The 16,507-nt window shown below is 68.6% G+C and carries 10 protein-coding genes; 5 read left to right on the plus strand and 5 right to left on the minus strand.

All coding sequences use genetic code 11. The features are described from left to right. Positions 1 to 35: 35 nt before the first annotated feature. From uxaC to ABE487_RS00820, 4 genes are all read right to left on the minus strand, one after another. Positions 36 to 1,457 carry a glucuronate isomerase gene (gene uxaC, locus ABE487_RS00805; protein WP_346450929.1) on the minus strand — a complete coding sequence of 474 codons (1,422 nt, stop codon included), beginning with the start codon at positions 1,455 to 1,457 and terminating at the stop codon, positions 36 to 38. Between the two features lie 96 nt (positions 1,458 to 1,553). Then, positions 1,554 to 4,469, minus strand: coding sequence for a glycosyl hydrolase 115 family protein (locus tag ABE487_RS00810; protein WP_346450931.1), 2,916 nt, complete (start codon positions 4,467 to 4,469; stop codon positions 1,554 to 1,556). Continuing rightward, positions 4,469 to 5,494: an endo-1,4-beta-xylanase gene (locus ABE487_RS00815; protein ID WP_346450933.1), complete on the minus strand. Its 1,026-nt coding sequence runs from the start codon at positions 5,492 to 5,494 to the stop codon at positions 4,469 to 4,471. The genes ABE487_RS00810 and ABE487_RS00815 overlap by 1 nt, the downstream gene beginning before the upstream one ends. 84 nt (positions 5,495 to 5,578) lie before the next feature. Beyond that, a complete protein-coding gene (locus ABE487_RS00820; protein ID WP_346443774.1) occupies positions 5,579 to 6,877 on the minus strand; it encodes an MFS transporter in 1,299 nt (432 codons plus the stop codon). Positions 6,878 to 7,265: 388 nt separating this feature from the next. On the opposite strand from ABE487_RS00820, the gene ABE487_RS00825 reads away from it, so the two are divergent. The 4 genes from ABE487_RS00825 to ABE487_RS00840 all read left to right on the plus strand — a co-directional run bounded on the left by ABE487_RS00825 (position 7,266) and on the right by ABE487_RS00840 (position 13,631). Next, positions 7,266 to 10,139, plus strand: a complete 2,874-nt coding sequence (locus tag ABE487_RS00825; RefSeq protein WP_346450934.1) for a TonB-dependent receptor — start codon at positions 7,266 to 7,268, stop codon at positions 10,137 to 10,139. A 120-nt stretch (positions 10,140 to 10,259) separates the two neighbouring features. Continuing rightward, the gene (locus tag ABE487_RS00830; protein WP_346443771.1) at positions 10,260 to 11,747 is read left to right on the plus strand and encodes an MFS transporter; all 1,488 of its coding nucleotides are present in this window, start codon (positions 10,260 to 10,262) and stop codon (positions 11,745 to 11,747) included. Next, complete coding sequence (locus ABE487_RS00835; RefSeq protein ID WP_346450936.1) at positions 11,744 to 12,802, plus strand: glycoside hydrolase family 43 protein; 1,059 nt, start codon at positions 11,744 to 11,746, stop codon at positions 12,800 to 12,802. The genes ABE487_RS00830 and ABE487_RS00835 overlap by 4 nt, the downstream gene beginning before the upstream one ends. Next, complete coding sequence (locus ABE487_RS00840; RefSeq protein WP_346450938.1) at positions 12,792 to 13,631, plus strand: aldose epimerase; 840 nt, start codon at positions 12,792 to 12,794, stop codon at positions 13,629 to 13,631. Before ABE487_RS00835 ends, ABE487_RS00840 begins: the two co-directional genes overlap by 11 nt. A gap of 138 nt (positions 13,632 to 13,769) precedes the next feature. On the opposite strand, the gene ABE487_RS00845 is transcribed toward ABE487_RS00840, so the two are convergent. Further along, the gene (locus ABE487_RS00845) at positions 13,770 to 14,000 is read right to left on the minus strand and encodes a hypothetical protein (RefSeq protein ID WP_346443767.1); all 231 of its coding nucleotides are present in this window, start codon (positions 13,998 to 14,000) and stop codon (positions 13,770 to 13,772) included. A 284-nt stretch (positions 14,001 to 14,284) separates the two neighbouring features. Here ABE487_RS00845 and ABE487_RS00850 point away from each other — a divergent pair, with 284 nt between their 5' ends. Continuing rightward, the gene (locus tag ABE487_RS00850) at positions 14,285 to 16,456 is read left to right on the plus strand and encodes a hypothetical protein (RefSeq protein ID WP_346450940.1); all 2,172 of its coding nucleotides are present in this window, start codon (positions 14,285 to 14,287) and stop codon (positions 16,454 to 16,456) included. The last annotated feature ends 51 nt before the right edge of the window (positions 16,457 to 16,507 follow it).

The following is a 16,507-nucleotide window of genomic DNA, read 5'->3' on the forward strand; positions in this document are numbered from 1 at the left end:
ATCTCCGGCAGGGTGGGCGGACGTGGCGCGGCGCGTCACAGCCGATACGCCTGTTTGGGCAGGCGATAGGCGAGATCGACCGCGACCTCGGCCGCTGCGTCTTCGTCCAGGCGGTGCTCGGCGACCAGTTTGGCCAGGAACGCGCAGTCCACGCGTCGGGCGACATCGTGGCGTGCCGGGATCGACAGAAATGCGCGGGTGTCGTCGTTGAAGCCGACGGTGTTGTAGAAGCCTGCGCTGCTGAGCGTCTGTTCGCGGAAGCGCCACATCCCCTCCGGGGCATCGTGGAACCACCACGCCGGCCCGAGCGACAGGCACGGCCAGTGTCCGGCCAGCGGTGCGAGCTCGCGTGCATAGGTGCTCTCGTCGAGCGTGAACAGGATCAGCCGGAAGTCGGGCGCGTTGCCGGCGACGTCGAGCAGCGGCTTGAGCGCGCGCACGTATTCGGTGCGCAAGGGAATGTCGGCGCCCTTGTCGCGGCCGTAGCGCTCGAACAAGGCGCGGTTGTGGCTACGGAAGCACCCCGGATGGATCTGCATGACCAGGCCGTCGTCCAGGCTCATGCGCGCCATCTCGGTCAGCATCTGCGCGCGGAACAGTTCGGCCTGTACCGGCGTGGCATCGCCGCGTACGACGGTCTCGAACAGTCGGCGCGCCTCGTCCAGCGGCAGGTCGGCGGTCGCGCAGGTCGGGTGGCCGTGGTCGGTCGAGGTCGCCCCCATCTGGGCGAAGAACGCCCGGCGCGTGCGGTGGGCGCGCAGGTAACCGGCCCAATCGTGCACGTCCTCGCCGGTCAGTTCCCCGAAGCGCGTGAGCGCCTCGGGGAACTGTTCGTGCTCCGGATCGATCACCGCGTCCGGGCGATAGGCGGTGATCACGCGGCCGGACCAGCCACTGGCGCGGATCGTGGCGTGATGGTCGAGCGGGTCGAGCGGCGACTCGGTGGTCGCGATGACCTCGATGCCGAAGCGCTCGAACAGCGCGCGCGGCCGAAATGCCGGCGTCGCCAGCGCGTCGGTGATGGTGTCGTAGTAGAGATCGGCGGTCGCCCTGGATAGCCGCACGCGCAGGCCGAAGACCTCGAAGAAGACATGGTCGAGCCACAGCGAGGACGGCGTGCCGCGGAACAGGTGGAAGCGCTCGGCGAGCAGGCGCCAGGCCGCGCGCGGCTCGACCGCTGCGCGCGAGCCATCGGCACGTGGAATGCCGAGTGCGTCCAGGTCCACGCCCTGGCTGTGGAGCATCCGGAACACGTAGTGGTCGGGCACCAGCAGCAGTTCGGTCGCATTGTCGAACGGCGCATCGGTCGCAAACCACGCCGGATCGGTGTGGCCGTGCGGGCTGACGATCGGCAGCCCGGCGATCTGTGCGTACAGCCGACGCGCGATCGCACGCTGGCTCGGTTCGGGCGAGAACAGGCGATCGGGATGAAGGGTGAGTGGGGCGTGGGCGGTCATGGAGGGTCTTCTTCGAGGCGGTGCAACCGCGCGTCGGCGGGCGATCGGGGGCTTGAGGACTGCGTCAGTCTTCCACGTGTGCGTTCTTGAAGGCGCTCAACGCGGCGCACTCGCCGGCGGTCCGAGCAGGGTCGCGGGTCCGCCGTCGCGGACGATCTCGATGCGCTGCACGACCACGGCCGGATCGATGCGCCACAGACGCAGCGTCTGCGCACCGGCCTCGACGCGGTGGCGCGAGGTGGCGACGTGCACGCTGTCGGCGACCGCGCGTTGCCAGGCCGGGAAGTCCGGATGGCCGGGCGTCGGGTCCAGGCGCAGGGTCAGCACCTGCGGCGCGGCGGTGTCGAACGACACCGCGAGGCGCTGGCCGCCGCGATGCGCGTAGTCGAGTGTGGGCGACAGCACGACGCGGACCTCCACCTCGCCGGCGGTCTGCAGATGCACCGGATACTCCAGCCAGGCGCCATCGGGTCCGGGCTCGCTGGATGCGGCGGTGATCGGCACCGTGGTCACGCCCGCGCGGGTGCGGCCCAGGTGCGGAATGGTCTCCCAGGCCAGGCCGTCGGGCGCCACGGCGCGCGCGTAGTCGCCAGCCTCGATCGCGATGACCCCGCCACTCTCGACGAAGCCTGTCATCGGCCCGGTCGAGGCCGGCCGGGTCACCGGCACCGCCACGCGCACTTCGGTGCGGTCGCTGCCCAACAGGTCGATGTAGGCGACCTCGGTGCCCACAGGCACCGCCTGCCAGTCGATCTCGATGCGCAGCGGCTGGGCGTCGGTGACCTCGGCAGCGGCTGGCGTCACCTGCAGCCAGGCCGCCGATGAGGTGGCGGTGTAGCGGAACGGCGCCGCGCCGCGGTTGAATACGACGACCTCCGGGGCGCGCGCGGCCTGCGGGTCGAGCACCGGCAGCCGTGCGATCTCGGCCGGCACCGGCCAGCCGCGCGGATCGCCCTCGACCGCGACGCCCATCGTGCCGCGCTCGCGCACGTCGATGCGCGCCAGCGCCGGCAGCACGTTGCGGTCGGGCATCTGCCAATGGGTGTAGCCGATGCGCGGCTGCGACATCATGTGCACCCATTTGCCGCCGGCGATGTCCTGCTCGTAGATGCGCGCCAGTTCGGCATCGCGCGCGAACAGGCGCTGGGCTTCGTCCGCCCAGGCGTTCGTCGACGCGCGGCCCTGGTCGGCATACAGCCGGTTGCGCGCGACTGCGATATGGAACCGGTTGAGGTTGGCACTCGCCAGCACCGGGTAGGCGACCAACTGGTACCAGGCGTCGCGCTGCGCGGCGGGCAGCGCGGCGCCGACGCGCTCGGTCTTCTCGACCAGGGCATCCCATTCGGCCAGCACGCGGTCGGCTTCGCCGAAATGCAACAGGCTCCAGGTGTCGGCGGACACCAACTCGGGCTTGCGGCGCGCGTTGTACTGGGTGTAGCGGGTCAGGATCTCGCCGATCTCCGCGGCATCGGCGGCACCGAACTGCTGCGCGGCCCAGGCGGCGGGGTAGGCCGCCAACGCGTCGCGGGTCATCGCGTCGGGATTCCAGGCCTGGTCGAGGAAGAAGCCGATCGGCAGCTCCATCGGCTTGATGTCGCCGACGTTGACCACCCACAGCCGATCGACGCCATGCGCATAGGCCAGGCGCATCTGCTCCCAGACGCGCTCGATCTGGGTGGTGTTGAGCCACTTGTAGTTGCGCGGACCGCCGACGTAGTCGAAGTGGTAGTAGACGCCGTAACCACCGGCGCGGCGGTCGCCGGGCGCTGGCAGCCGGCGCAGGTTGCCCCAGTTGTCGTCGGCGAACAGCAGCGTGACATCGTCGGGCACCTGCATGCCGGCATCGAAGTAGTCCTGCACCTCCTTGTACAGCGCCCAGACCTGTGGCGTGTCCTGCGGCGGCCGGCCGGTGACGTCGGCGAGGATTCGCCGCTGGTCGGCGACGATGCCCTCCAGCAATGGGATCGCCGTGCCCTCAGCCATCGGCTCGTCGCCGTCGCCGCGCATGCCCAGGGTCACGACGCTCTCGTGGTCGCCCATGCGCGCGATGCCGGTGCGCCAGAAATCGCGCAGCCGATCGGCGTTCTTGGCGTAGTCCCAGGGCCCGGCGCCATGGCGCGACCATTCGACGTGCGCGCGCATCATCGGCTCGTGGTGGCTGGTGCCCACGACCACGCCCATCTCGTCGGCGAGTGCGGCATTGCGCGGATCGTCGTCATAGAACGCGCGGCCCCACATCGCCGGCCACAGGAAGTTGCCCTTGTGGCGCAGGATCAGCGTGAATACCCGCTCGTAGAAGCGATGGTTCGGGCCGCCGTAGGTCGCCTGCATCCAGCCGCCGAGCGCGGGGTCCTCGTCGTTGATGAAGATGCCGCGGTAGCGCACCACGGGCGCATCGACGAAGCGGCCGGGCGCGACGTGCAGCGCGGCGTGGCGAGGGGCCGGCACGTCGGCCCACCAGGTCCACGGCGACACGCCGATGCGGCGCGAGAGTTCGTAGAGGCCGAAGATCGTGCCGCGCCTGTCGGCGCCCGCGATCACCAGCGCCCGGTCGATACCCGGTTCCGGGGCGTCGACGACCTGCAGCAGGTGGCCTTCCCAGCTGCCGGCGACGCCGGAGACGTCGAGGCCGCGCTCGCGCACGATGCGGTCGATGCGCGGGCTGTGGCCGAGGGTGCCGGCGATGATCGCCAGTGGCGTCGGAGCCTGGCGCGCCTCGGCGCCGGCGACCGCGGCCAGGTCGTCGCGCAGATCGCCCGCCGCGCGCAGGACGCCCGGATCGTCGGCCGTGTCGATCAGCACCGGCAGCGGCCGGCCATCGACGATCAGCGGCAAGGCGCCGGGGACGGCGGTCTCGCAGACTGCCGCGGGCCGCGCGCAGTCGGACGCGTTTCCGGTCGGGACGACAGCCAGGGCCGGGCATGCGGCGGCGATCAGCGGCAGCGCGGCTGCAGCCAATCGCCGTTTGATCCGGGCGCCGGCGGTGTGCGTGGTGAACGCCAATGACGCCATCACTGCGCCTCGCCCCGCAGGTAGCGGCGCAGCCACGTCAGCGCCGGTCGCTCGCTGCCGTCCTCGCGAATCAGGTAGGCGCCTTGCTCGTCGCGCCACAGGCCGCGTCGGACCCCCCACATGGTCACCCCCTTGATTGCAGGGTGCTCCCAGAACATCGGGAAGATGCGCTGCATGTCGCGCAACTGGGTCGCATCGTCGGGCCCGTCGATGTCGAGTTCGGTGACATAGACCGGCAGCCCGGTCGCGCCGAGCGCATCGAGGTTGCGGCGGTGCACGTCGACCGCGGTGTCGGTCGTCGTCGAGAACGCATGGCCTTGCACGCCGATCGCATCGACCAGCTCCTCGGCCTGCAGCAGCCGCACGATCTCGAGATAGCGCCGGGTGGTCTCGGGATCATTGGTCACGCTGTACTCGTTGATCATCAGCTTGGAGTCGGGGAAGTGCCGGCGCGCAAGTCGGAACGATTCGAGGATCCAGTCCCAGCCACTCTCACCGTCGCCGCCCAGCGCCTGGATGTAGTGGCCGCCGCCCTCGTCGTCCTTGGACGGCGGGTCGTGCAGCGGCTCGTTCACGACCTCGACGAAGTCGATGCCCGGGTAGCGCGCAGCCACGGCCGCGAACCACTGCTCGATCTCGGCGCGCTGCTCGTCGGGCGGCAGGGTCTTGATCCATTCGGGTTGCTGGTTGCCCCAGACCATCACATGCATCTGGAACGGCAAGCCATGGGCCTTGGCAACCTGCCAGGCCGCGTCGAGTTCGTCCCAGACCATCACGTCGCGCTCGGCCTCGACCTCGCCCCACTTGCCGCCGTTCTCCGGGGTCACTTTGTTCCAGTAGTCGGTGAAGCCCTTGGCCTGCGGCGGGCTGTAGGCGCCGCCGAGGAACTTGTCGTGACCGTGCGCCAGCGCCGTGGACGCAGGAGCAGGGGCGGCGGCATCGGTCGGCGGTGCTGTCGGCCGCTCGCCACAGGCTGCGAGGGCGAGGGCAAGCGCGCCGATCAAAGGCAGGCAAGCGGTCTTCATTGCATCAGGCTCCCGAATTCGAACAGAACATCGCAACCGTTGGTTGGGCGCTCGCGGGCCGCGGCGCCGTGGACCGGTGCAGCATCAGGCACGCCGGCCGTCCAATTGCGCCGGTTCCAGGCGCGGGGCGAGCAGGTGTACGACCAACAGCGCCAATAGATAGGCCGAACCGGCCATCAGGAACACCGGCAGGTAGCTGCCGGTGGTCTGCAGCAGCCAGCCGGTGAACGTGGCGATCATCATGCCGCCGATCGCACCGGCAAAGCCGCCGATGCCCACGACCGAGGCCACCGCATGGCGCGGAAACATGTCCGAGGTCAGCGTGAACACGTTCGCGGACCAGCCCTGGTGGCCGGCGGTGGCCAGGCCGATCAGCGCCACCGCCAACCACAGGTTGTCGGCCTGGGCGGCGAACATGATCGGCACCACGCACAGCGCGCAGACCAGCATGGCCCCCTTGCGCGCACGATTGACGCTCCAGCCCAGGCGCAGGAAGCGTCCAGCCAACCAACCGCCGAGGATGCTGCCCACGTCGGCCAGCAGGAAGATCGCCACCAGCGGCAATCCCAGCGCCAGCAGAGTCAGACCGTACTCGGCGTTGAGGAACTTCGGCAGCCAGAACAGGAAGAACCACCAGATCGGATCGGTGATGAACTTGGCAGCGACGAAGGCCCAGGCCTGGCGATGGCGCAGGATGTGCCGCCAGGGCACCTTCGTTGCCGGCTCGGGCGGATCGCTGCGAATGTGCGCCAGTTCGGCCGGCGACAGCGCAGGTTGTTGCTCGGGGGTGCGATAGGTCAGCAGCCAGACGGCCAGCCAGGCGGCACTGAGCGCGCCGGTGAACAGGAACGCCGCCTGCCAGCCCCAGGTCACCGCCACGACCGGCACCAACAGCGGGGCCACGATCGCGCCGATGTTGGAGCCGGAGTTGAAGATGCCGGTCGCGAACGCGCGTTCGCGCCGCGGAAACCACTCGGCGACCGTCTTGATCGCGGCCGGGAAGTTGCCGGCCTCGCCCAGGCCCAGCAGGAAGCGCGCGACCACGAAACCGGCCACACTCGCGGCCAGCGAATGGCTCATCGCCGCGATGCTCCATACGCAGATCGCGATCGCGTAGCCGGCCTTGGTGCCCAGCCGGTCGATGATGGCGCCGGCGCACAGCAGCCCGATCGCGTAGGCCGCCTGGAACGCGGTGACGATGGCACCGTACTGCATCTCGCTCCAGCCGATCTCCTCTTGCAGGAATGGCGCGAGTACGCCGAGCACCTGGCGGTCGATGTAGTTGATGGTCGTGGCGGCCAGCAGCATTGCGCAGACGCGCCAGCGGTACATGCCGATCTTCGCTGCCGGCGTAGCGGATGCGGCCCGGTCGGCGCCGCTCATCCACGTGCCCCGGTAATCTCATTTGCGACCGCATGTGGCCGCGCTCCCCGAATCGGTGCCATCGCCTCCCTCCAGGCGTCGTCCGTGTCGTCAAGAATTGGTAGCGCTATCATTATCACAGCATGTGGACGAATGCGTTCTGCACTGCATCAACTCGCATCCAACAGTGGCGAGAGCGAAGAATTGACCTTCAAATGCCGAGGTTTCTACCTGTGCTGCGTTCATGCTGCTGCGCAGCGTGCGTGTCAATTTTGATAGCGCTACCATCATTTCGAGCGCGGTCCTGGATGTTCGTCCGGACGGGCAGGGGCAGCACGAACATCACGCCATGGCATGGGCGACGCAGGGCGCGCCATGTGCCGGTCACCAGAAACGGGAGGGGAGTACGGTGCAGAAGCAAGTCTCGAAGAATGCGTTGTCGCGGGCGCTGGGTCTGGCGTTGTTGGGGGCGGCTGGCGCCCCGGCGCTCGCGCAGGACGTGCCGCCGGCGTCGCCTTCGGCCACCGATCTCGATGCGGTCGTCGTGCGTGGCTATCGCCAGAGTCTGCAGTTCGCGACCGAGGCCAAGCGCGATTCGACCGGGTTCACCGATTCGATCTTCGCCGAGGACATCGGCAAGTTTCCCGATACCAACATCGCCGAATCGCTCAGTCGCATTCCGGGCATCCAGCTCAATCGCGACGTCAACGGCGAAGGGCTGAACATCGCGATCCGCGGCCTGCCCAGCAGCTTCACCAAGACCACGATCAACGGCGCATCGGTGGCGACCGCGTCGATCGGCCTGGATGCGACCAACCAGAACCGCGAGGTCGATCTGAACATCTTCCCGACCGAGTTCTTCAACCAGCTCACGGTCTACAAGTCGCCCACCGCGCGCCTGTCCGAAGGCGGCGCGTCGGGCGTGGTCGACATGCGCAACATCCGGCCGTTCGACGTCAACGGCAGCCAGCTGACGTACTCGCTGCAGGCCGACTACAACGACATCAGCGAGAAGACCAGTCCGCGCGGCACGGTGATCGGCAGCTGGACCAACGATGCCGGCACGTTCGGCGTGCTCGCCGGCGTGACCTCGCAGCGCGGCAAAATGGGCGTGGAAGGGTACGAGACCATCGGCTGGACCAATCCCAACCTCACCAACGCGCAGTGCGGCAACGGCGGCGCCCCCGGCGGCTTCCCGTCGCTGGGCAGTCCCTGCAACGTGACCGGCGGCAACGGCTGGCGGATTCCCGACGTGGTGCCCGGCAACGCATCCACCATTGCGGCCGGCCTGGTGCCCGGTCAGGTCATCGATGCCGACTGGCTGCGGGCGCACAATCCCGGCCTGACGCCCGAGCAGATCGGCGAGGCATTGATCCCGCGCCTGGGCCGACCGGTGCACATGAGCGGCGATCGCGACCGCGATGCATTCCTGGGCTCGGTGCAGTTGCGGCCCAGCGACAATGTCGAGCTCTACCTCGATGTGCTCTATACCAAGGCCAAGCGCACCAACGACCGCATCGACATCAATCTGATCGGTCGCAACGGCAACATCATCCCGCTGGACATGCAGCTCGACGCGAACAACGTCGTCACCAGCGCCACGTTCGCCAATGCACAGTTCTTCATGGAAGCACGCCCGTACACCGAGGATGTGCAGTACTGGCACGTGACGCCGGGCGGGACCTTCTGGTTCGGCGACACCCAGTCGGTCAAGCTGGACGTGCAAGGCAACCTGAGCCGCAGTTGGATGTTTCGCGACTCGCCGACGATCGGCTTCAACTCGCCATTGACGACGTTGCAATATGCCAACGGCGGCGGCCTGCCGACCTGGGACAGCGCGCTCGATCTCAACGATCCGGCCTTGGGCTGGACGTGGGAGGGCGGGCGCGTGTGGGCGCAGAACGAGAAGCGCGTGACCGAGACGCGCGGACTGCGTGCGGACCTGCAACTGGGCGACGACCGCAACAATGTGACAGTCGGTCTGTCCTGGGACAACAACCAGCGCCGCATCCAGGGCTTCGGCGACACGGGGGCCGACTGGCAGCCCTATGCGTTGTCGCAGATCAGCGACGTCCAACTGGCGAACTACATCCTGCCCGGGCCGAGCGGCTTTGTGACGGTGGACTTCGACCGCTTCATGCGCGACACCCACTACGCGCAGTATCGCGACCGCGCGCCCGAAACCGCCGGTCCCAATACCGGCGGTGCCACCGGCGGCTTCGACGAGACCACGAAGGCCGCCTACGTGATGGTCAACGGCGAGTCGGAGATCTGGAACCGCAACCTGCGCTTCAACATGGGCGTGCGCTACGCGACCACCGACCAGGAGATCAGTGGGCCGGTGACGCTGGGCGAAGTGCGGCAATGGCAGACGCTGACCGGCGACTATGCCGAGTGGCTGCCGTCGTTGAGCGCGGCCTGGGACGTCGCGCCGAACGTGGTGCTGCGCACGTCCGCATCGCGCACCATGACCCGGCCCAACCCCAGCTCGATGCTGCCGGCCACGACGCTGACCGACATTTCGGCGCAGGTCGCCAACCAGGGCAACCCCAACCTCACGCCCTACACCTCGACCAACTTCGACATCGGTGGCGAGTGGTACACAGGCGGTGAGGGCTTTGTGGGCCTGACGCTGTTCAACAAGCGGATCGAGGGCTACACCTACCAGGGCGTGACCACGATGCCGTTCCGCCAGCTCGGCATTCCGTTCGAGACGTTGGTCGATGCCCAGCAGCAGGCGATCAACTCGCGCGGCGGTCCCGACGTGGCCACGGTCAACGTCAACCAGCAGGTCAACGCCGACGCCGAGCTCGAGGTGCGCGGCTGGGAGGCGATCTGGGTCCAGCCGCTGAGCGTGGTGCTCGAAGGGCTCGGCTTCATGGCCAACTACACCAAGCTCGACATCAAGGCGCTGGGCAATGATGCCCGCGCGCTGTCGGGCAATGTCTATGGCGTGGCGCCGTCGATGTGGAATGCGACCGCCTACTGGGAGAACGAGGTCGCCTCGGTGCGCCTGTCGTATACCTGGTCGGAAGCCGCCGTGGGGTCGGGGCCGAACCAGCAGGGCATCCCGTTCGCGCAGATCCACGGTGAGGACCGCGGCCAGCTCGATCTGTCGGCCAGCTACACGCTCAAGGGCGTGCGCTCGGAGCCGCAGTTGACCTTCAACGTGCTCAACATCACCGGTGAGGAGCGGCGTTCGTACTTCGCCTATCCGAATGCGGTCAACGATTTCTACGATCCGGGCACCACCTTCACCGTCGGTATCCGCGGTACGTTCTGACGCAGGGCGGGCCCTGCGCGCCGGCGTCGTCCTCCCCGACGCCGGTGCGCAGGCAACCCGATGTCGCGATGCGGGCACCGCGCCGGTGCCGTCGGGGGGGCAGTGGGGAAGACCGAACCAATGAGCGACACATCGCAGATCCTCTCGGTCAGGGAGAAGATCGGCTACAGCCTCGGCGACCTCGCCGCGAACCTGATCTTCCAGACGCTGATCACCTACCTGGCGTTTTTCTACACCGATGTCTATGCGTTGCCGGCGGCGACCGCGGCGACGATCATCTTCGTCGTCGGGTTGCTGGGCGCGTTCGTGTTCACGCCGATGATCGGCCTGCTGGCCGACCGGACACGCACGCGCTGGGGCAAGTTCCGGCCGTGGATCCTGTGGACGGCGGTGCCATTCGGCGCGCTGTCGCTGCTGGCCTTCAGTACGCCCGACCTGGGTGAGGGCGGCAAGGTGGCCTATGCGCTGGTGACCTATACGCTGCTGGTGCTGGTCTACGGTGCCAACAATCTGCCTTACGCCGCGCTCAGCGGCGTGCTGACCGGCAACATGGCCCAGCGCAACAGCCTGTCGGCGTACCGCTTCGTCGCGGTGATGATCGCCCAGTTCGTGATCCAGGTGCTGTTGCTGCCGCTGGTGCTGATCCTGGGCGATGGCGACCGGGTGCGCGGCTTCGAGAGCGTGATGACGCTGTTTGCGGTCGTGGGCACGGTGTTCTTTCTGATCACCTTCGCGACCACCCGCGAGCGCATCGTGCCGACGCCCGCGCAGTCGTCGGGCGTGCGCCAGGACCTGGTCGACCTGGCCCGCAACCGGCCGTGGCAGGTGATGCTGCTGTTGACGATCCTGGTGTTCGTCGCGCTCGCCCTCAAGGGCGGCATGACCATCTACTACTTCCAGTATTACCTCGAACCCACGGCGTTGGCGGGCTTCCTGGAGCGCACCGGCTTCGAACGCGCGATCGGCGGTCTCAACGGCTTGCTGACCGGTGCGGGCATGGCCGGCTTCCTGTGGCCGGAGGACGCGCCGACCTCGGCCTTCAGCCTGTTCAATGCCGGCGGCATCCTCTGCATGATCCTCGGGATCGGGCTGTCGCGTCCGCTGGCCAACCGCTTCGGCAAGCGCAATGTGTTCGGCGGCGCGCTGACGGTCTCCACCGTGTTCCTGCTGGCGTTCTATCTCTACCCACCCGATGCGATCGGTCTGGTGTTCGGCTCGCAGATCCTGCACGGCTTCTTCTACGGCATCACCATCCCGCTGTTGTGGGCGATGATCGCCGACGTCGCCGACTGGTCGGAATGGAAGAACGATCGCCGCGCGACCGCGATCATCTTCTCGGCGATGCTGTGCGGCCTGAAGGTCGGCCTGAGTATCGGCGGCGCGTTGGTGGCCGCGGTGCTGGCGCGCTATGGCTACGAGGCCGGCGCAAGTGCGCAACCGATGGCCGCGATCGACGGCATCCGGCTGGCGGTGAGCGTGTACTGCTCGTTGCCGTTCCTGGCAGGCGTGGCCCTGCTGTTCCTCTACGAGATCGACAAACCGATGGAAACCCGGATCGAACACGAGCTCGGTGCGCGTCGTGCGCGCGCTGCCGGAGCGGCGGCATGACCGCGCCCGCCCAGGGCGCATCCCAGTCCGGCGCGCCGAACGCCGATGCGGCGCCCGCGCCGGACCTGCAGGCGCTGGCCGACCGGGCGATTTCGTCGCCGCTGGTGACCCATATCCATACCGCCGATCCATCGGCGCACGTGTTCGAGGGCAAGCTCTACATCTATCCCTCGCACGACATCGATGCCGGCGCGCCCTTCGACGACGAGGGCGGGCATTTCGGCATGGAGGATTACCACGTGCTGCGCCAGGACCATCCCGGCGGCGAGGCCGTGGACTGCGGGCGCGCACTGCATGTGCGCGACGTGCCGTGGGCGGCGCGGCAGATGTGGGCACCCGATGCCGCTTGTCGCGATGGCCGCTACTACTTCTACTTCCCGGCCAAGCGCGCCGACGGCCTGTTCCGCATCGGCGTGGCGGTCGGCGACCGGCCGGAAGGCCCGTTCGTGCCCGATCCCGAACCGATCGCCGGCACGTACTCGATCGATCCGGCGGTGTTCGCCGACGACGATGGCGAGCAGTATCTGTACTTTGGCGGGATCTGGGGTGGGCAGTTGCAGAAGTATCGCGACGACGTCTTCGATGCGGCCCATGAGGAACCGACCGGTGCGGCGCCCGCTTTGGGGCCGCGCGTGGCGCGGCTGCGCGCCGACATGCGCGGGCTCGCCGAGCCCACGCGCGAGGTGGCGATCTTCGACGCGGACGGCCGGCCGCTGCGCGCCGACGACCACGCGCGCCGCTTCTTCGAAGGCCCCTGGCTGCATCGCCACGGCGGTCGCTACTACCTGTCGTATTCGACCGGCAACACGCACCTGCTGTGCTACGCGGTCGGCGACAGCCCGTATGGGCCGTTCGTCCATCAGGGCGTGCTGCTCGAGCCGGTCGTGGGCTGGACGACGCAGCACTCGATCGTCGAGTTCGAGGGGCGCTGGTGGCTGTACTACCACGATGCGTTGCGCTCGGGCGGCGTGACCCACCTGCGCGACGTCAAGGTCACCGAACTGCACCACGACGCACAGGGCCGCATCCGCACGATCGCGCCCTATGGCGGCTGAGAGCGAGCGTCCGCGCGCCCGGGACGATGCGACCGCGCCGCTGCCGCCGGGGGCGGTGCTGCGCATCGGCAGCGGTGCGACCCAGATCGTCGTCGCGCCGGACGCGGGCGGGCGCATCGCGCAGATCGTGCACGACGGCGTCGCGCAACTGGTCGGCCCCGAAGACGTCTTGCCGGCGACGATCGCCTGGGGCTGCTATCCGATGCTGCCGTGGGTCGGCCGGATTCGCCGCGGCAGGTTCCGGTTCGATGGCCGGCAGTACGTGCTGCCGGCGAACTTCGGTGCGCATGCGATCCACGGCTTTGGCTTCGCGCTGCCGTGGCAGGTCGAGGCACAGACGTGTGATGCGGTCGCGCTGTCGCTGGCGCTGCCGCTCGACGCGGTTTGGCCATTCGGCGGTACCGCGGCGCAGCGGATCGAGGTCGCACCGGGGCGGATCATGCTGACACTGTCGCTCGCCGCTGGCGAGCACGCGATGCCAGCCGAGATCGGCTGGCATCCCTGGTTCCGCAAACCCGAACGCGTGGCCTTCGCGCCGGCGCAGGTCTATCCGCGCGACGACGACGGCATCGCGACGCTGCCGCTCGCGCCTGCAGCGCCCAGCCCCTGGGATGATTGCTTTCCCGGAGGCGATGACATCGTGTTGCATCGCGGCGATCAACGGCTACGGCTGCGTTCGGACTGCGACCACCGGGTCGTGTACGACGCCGCCCCGCATGCCACCTGCGTCGAGCCGCAAAGCGGTCCGCCCGATGCCTTCAACCTCGCACCGCGCCGACTGGCGCCCGGCGAACGGCTGACGCGGTGGTTCGAGCTGGCATGGGAATGATCGTCGGTGGCAGGGCTGTCGGTACGTCCTGCCACGCGTGACTGGACGTGGCGACCGCGCAGACGCGAGGTCGCGGTAACGACAGGCCGTCGCATCGCAATGCCGGTGGAGGCAATGCGACGAGACGGCCGATCCGACTCAATCTTCTTCGCCGAAGCTCCGGCTCGAATGCGCAGGGCGCGTGGACGGCGCATCCGGCACTTCGCGATCGGGCCCGCCAACCGTGATCGCATCGCCATGCGGCGGTGTGATCCTGCCATCGTCGAGCGCCCCCGACGCCGACGTGCCGGCGGCGGCCTGGCGTTTCTGCCAGGCGTTGTAGGCGACCGCCCCTGCGGCGCCGAGCGCCAGCCATCTGAATATACCCATCGTCGATCTCCGTGGTTGATTGCGACCGCGCAAGCGTCGTGGCTGCGCCGTGAGCCGGCCGTGACCTGCAAGCGCGCGATCGGCCGTTGCGTCGCAATGGCTGCGCTACGGCCTGGGGGCATGCGCCACAGGTCGCGGTGCGATGTCCGCAAGACATTGATTCGATTGATTGTCCCCCGGTGGTCATTTCGCGCTCTGGTGTGCATACTTCAGGTCCCCCCGTGGGCATCCGGTTTCGTGGATCGAATTCCGGGGCTTGCCCCCTTTCGCAGGAGGTGACGGAGATGCGCGCGACAAGGCAGTGGCTGTTGGCGGTGGCGCTGAGCATGTGCGCCGTGGGCGGCGTCCAGGCCCAGGTAGGACCCAATCTGAGCCTGGGCGCGAGCGCCGACGGCTCGAGCAAGGGCGGCGGAACGAGTTACGGCAACGCCATCGATGGCGATCCTGGCACGTGGTGGTCGCCGAGCGGGGCCACCGGCCGGATCTCGGTCAAATGGAGCGAGGCGCGGACCGTGGACGCGGCGGTGATCCGGGAGGCGGATGGTCGGCAGGGACGCATCGGTGCCTGGCGCTTGGTCGACAACGGCACTGGGCAGGTGCTGGCGACCGGCAATGGGGCGGGCACGATCGCATTCGCACCGGTTTCGCTGCGCAAGCTCAACTTCGAAATCCTCAGCGCCAACGGCACACCGACGGTGGCCGAGTTCGAGACCTATGCCGATGGCGGGCCCGCCAACCCGCCGGGCGCACCGTGGACGGTGAGCCTGTCGGCGACCGCGTCGGGCACGACCGCGCAGCTGGCCTGGTCGGTCGGCGGCGGCACGCCGCCACGGCAGCAGGTGTACCGCGACGCCGACGCGAACCCAGCCGGACGCACGCTCGTGGCCGACCATGTGGTCGGCGGCAGCTATGGGGATGCGGGCCTGGCTCCGGGCACGTATCACTATTGGGTCCGCGTGCTCGACGGCAGCGGCACCGCTTACGAGTCAGCGCCGGTCGCGGTGACGGTCGCGCCGGGCAGCGGCGGCGGTGGCGGACCGGGAAGCGGGATTGCGGCGGCCTGCCGGCAACTGCTGGAGACCCCATCGATGAACTGGCGGCAGTCGCCGGTGCTGACCAGCGATCAGGCGATCGTCCAGTGCCTGGCCGATTCGCTGGGCAGCCCGGTCGGCTTCGGGTACCGCACCACCGGTGGCTACGCGCCGGCCGGCGGCAGCACCCTGGTCGTGATCACCAACAGCGGCGCGGTATCGCCCGAACAGCAGATCCTCGAGGCGATCGGGACGGACACGCCGACCTGGATCGTCTTCGACAAGGTCGATTTCGCCGCGCCCACGGAGATCGGCATGTACCGCAACGGCTGCGAGGACCCGAAGGTGCGCACCGCGTTGGGCAATGCCAGCGTCGCCGAGTGCCGCGATCACCGACTGTGGTGCAGCAACCGCGGCGTGCAGGCCGCCGCGTGCGAGGACACGTTCTTCAACGCGCGGCTCAACGATTCGAGCCTCGATGCGCTCAAGCTGCCGATGGTGCGCTCCAACACCACGATCGACGGCCGCGGCGCGAACGCGCGCTTCATCTTCAGCGGCTTCAAGATCGGCGCCGACAGCAGTGGCAGTCCCACGCACAGCACGCGCAACGTGATCGTCACCAACAACCGCTTCGTCGGTGTCGGCCATACCGAGGACCACAACCTCGACCCGGACATGGCGCGCTCGACCGGCGCCTCGCACGACATCTGGATCCACCAGAACACGTTCGAGAACACCGGCGATTCGGCCTACGACGTCAAGGTCGGTGCGTACGACATCACCGTGTCGTTCAACCGGCTGCACAACGTCAAGCGGGCCGCGCTGCACGGCGCGAGCGACAGCCATACGATCGACGCGCAGATCACCAGCACCGTGCACAACAACCTGTACGTGACCACCGACGACGTGTTCGGGGACAGCGCCTACAACGGACTGCGCCGGGTGCCGCTGCTGCGACGCGGGCGCTCGCACCTGTTCAATAACGTGTTCTACGGCTATCGCAAGGACGTGCTGAGCGTGCGCGTGGGCGGGCGCCTGGCGTTCGAGGACAACCTGCTGCTCAACAACAGTGTCAACAGCAAGGGCGACGACCTCGACGACTGGATCGCCGCGCTGCTGCGCGACGTGCGCGACACCTCGGGGCTGCGGGTGGAAGGCACCGTGGTCCGGTACGCGGACGCCCACTGCCAGGCGCACGGCGTGCCGGGCGACCTGACCCGCTCGGTCGGCGCGGTCCCGGACATGCTGGCGCTCTACGATGCGCGCTCGCTGGCCCTGTTGGAAGACAACTGGTTGCCAGCCGACATGGACCTGGCGCGCTACGTGTTCGCGACCGCCGGCAAGGGTGGGCTGACGCCGTACGTGTCGCCGGCGACACCGGGGTTCGCCGCGATCGTCGCTGCGGCGCCCGCGGGCTGTCAGTAGGCGCGCGTTCGCGCGACGGGGTGAGCCGGGGGCAAGCCGATCGAGGGCAAG

Source organism: Luteimonas sp. TWI596, assembly GCF_039674105.1.
GTDB lineage: Bacteria > Pseudomonadota > Gammaproteobacteria > Xanthomonadales > Xanthomonadaceae > Luteimonas.

Excerpts from the sequence above, each read along its gene's own strand:
- ABE487_RS00815 (WP_346450933.1), bottom strand. The coding sequence starts at position 5,494 with ATGAAGACCGCTTGCCTGCCTTTGATCGGCGCGCTTGCCCTCGCCCTC.
- ABE487_RS00835 (WP_346450936.1), top strand. The coding sequence starts at position 11,744 with ATGACCGCGCCCGCCCAGGGCGCATCCCAGTCCGGCGCGCCGAACGCC.
- ABE487_RS00840 (WP_346450938.1), top strand. The coding sequence starts at position 12,792 with ATGGCGGCTGAGAGCGAGCGTCCGCGCGCCCGGGACGATGCGACCGCG.
- ABE487_RS00850 (WP_346450940.1), top strand. The coding sequence starts at position 14,285 with ATGCGCGCGACAAGGCAGTGGCTGTTGGCGGTGGCGCTGAGCATGTGC.
- ABE487_RS00845 (WP_346443767.1), bottom strand. The coding sequence starts at position 14,000 with ATGGGTATATTCAGATGGCTGGCGCTCGGCGCCGCAGGGGCGGTCGCC.
- ABE487_RS00810 (WP_346450931.1), bottom strand. The coding sequence starts at position 4,469 with ATGGCGTCATTGGCGTTCACCACGCACACCGCCGGCGCCCGGATCAAA.
- ABE487_RS00830 (WP_346443771.1), top strand. The coding sequence starts at position 10,260 with ATGAGCGACACATCGCAGATCCTCTCGGTCAGGGAGAAGATCGGCTAC.
- uxaC (WP_346450929.1), bottom strand. The coding sequence starts at position 1,457 with ATGACCGCCCACGCCCCACTCACCCTTCATCCCGATCGCCTGTTCTCG.
- ABE487_RS00820 (WP_346443774.1), bottom strand. The coding sequence starts at position 6,877 with ATGAGCGGCGCCGACCGGGCCGCATCCGCTACGCCGGCAGCGAAGATC.